The 1620-nt window shown below is 67.0% G+C and carries 1 protein-coding gene and 2 pseudogenes; all 3 read right to left on the reverse strand.

Features of this window, described 5'->3' with window-relative positions; all coding sequences use genetic code 11:
• A pseudogene (locus tag ELR45_RS36760) lies at positions 1-243 on the reverse strand (hypothetical protein); the annotation flags it as partial.
• A 248-nt stretch (positions 244-491) separates the two neighbouring features.
• Positions 492-1229, reverse strand: a complete 738-nt coding sequence (locus tag ELR45_RS03775; RefSeq protein WP_129663603.1) for a formylglycine-generating enzyme family protein — start codon at positions 1227-1229, stop codon at positions 492-494.
• Positions 1230-1282: 53 nt separating this feature from the next.
• A pseudogene (locus tag ELR45_RS36765) lies at positions 1283-1620 on the reverse strand (ABC transporter permease); the annotation flags it as partial.

Raw genomic sequence — 1620 nt, forward strand, 5'->3', positions numbered from 1 at the left:
CAGCGCGATCGACAGCGCCGCCACGCCGAGCGGGAACAGCACCCACCACCCACGGGGCGGCATGGCCAGCGCCCAAGAGAGGCCGGCGGCCACAGCCAGCACGGCTCGGGTCACCCGGCCTTGCGGGCGCCACCATGGACGTTCGGCTTGGCGCGCATCGACCACGGTGTGTGACGTGCCCGGCCGCCCGACGGCGGAATCTCCTACATCAGTCGAATCGGCGGACAGTGAAATTCCCTCCATACCGTTCCGCAACAACAGGGGAGCACCATAGTCTCACCCTGACGTGCCTACCCACCCCGGCACCAGCCGTCCGAAACGCTGAGCGACTCTCCCGCCCGCCGCGGCTGCTGCTGGTGACCGGCCTTGCGCCGTGTCAACGACATCCAGCTACCTGAGACCGAAGTGGCGAAAATGTCCAGGCAAGATGCCATCGACCGTGTCAACCTGTACTGGACCGAGGGCCGATGCACCCTACTGCCGATGCGTCCTTACTGCTCTGCGGTCACCAGCCGTACGCCGAGAGGTTCGTTCGGCGCATAGACGCCGTGTCTGCGATCACACCGGGCGAGATCCCGCAGGTGCATATAGCCTCCACCCTTGGTGATGTACGGCGTGAGTGCCCAGGCTTCGCGAGCCGGTACGTCGGCCGGCGCCCCAGGGAATGGTGCGTAGAGGGTGCTCGTCAGCTCGTCGGCGTTGCCCGCCATGTCTAGCAGACCGAAGGCGCTCGCGCCCGCTTGATACCGACCGACCGGGCACGTACCGGCTTGACCAAGGTGCGCGAGACCGGGACGCCAGACATCGCCCCACGGGTATGTCCGGACGTCGTCACCACGCGCGGCGCGCACCCATTCGGGCTCGGTCGGGAGCCGGACATACCGGCCAAGCAGCTCCGAAAGCGCAGCGCACAGGGCAAAGCTGCCCTTGACGCCGACCGTGGCCGGGTGATCTGACCCGCCGCCCGCCAGTGTGACGGCTACTCCCGTCTGCGGTGCCAGCGCCTCGACCTGAGCGACGGTCAGCAGTCGCCGGCTGATCCGGAATCGATCAACGCTCACCGTGTGCCTCGGCAGCTCCTTGCGCAGCCACGCCGGCTCGACGCCCGACAGCCCGGGTGCCGCGAGCTCTGCTTCGATGATCTCCGGGGTCGACCCGATGACGGTGTCTCCGGCCGGAACCTCTACCAAGTCGTCGACGATCTGTGCGAGAGCGGTTGCGGCATCCATAGGGCATCATTCTCCTATGCGAGAGACGATCACGTGAAGTAGCCGTCGTGGTCTTAGTACCGGCCGAGAGTTCCCCGGCGCTTGGCGGTACGCTCGCCCAGCCCGAAGGCGAGGATGCCGGCGGCAAAGTACGCAAGCGACACCACGAGCAGCGGCACCAGCCCGCCGATACCCCAGGGCGAGGTGATGGACTCGTCGGTGAACAGCGCCGTGTAGAGGCTGCCGACGCCGTCGGTGAGCGGGAGGGCGTGGCTCGTGTCGCTCCACCAGCCTGGTACGTCGATCAGCGGGATCGCGCTGGCGCTGAACAGCATCACGAGGGTCAACACAAAGTCGTTGACCAGCTGTATCCGCTTCCACACCAGGGTCGCCCCGGCGATGATCAGCGACA

The sequence above is a fragment of the Phytoactinopolyspora endophytica genome, assembly GCF_004138495.1.
GTDB classification, from domain to species: domain Bacteria; phylum Actinomycetota; class Actinomycetes; order Jiangellales; family Jiangellaceae; genus Phytoactinopolyspora; species Phytoactinopolyspora endophytica.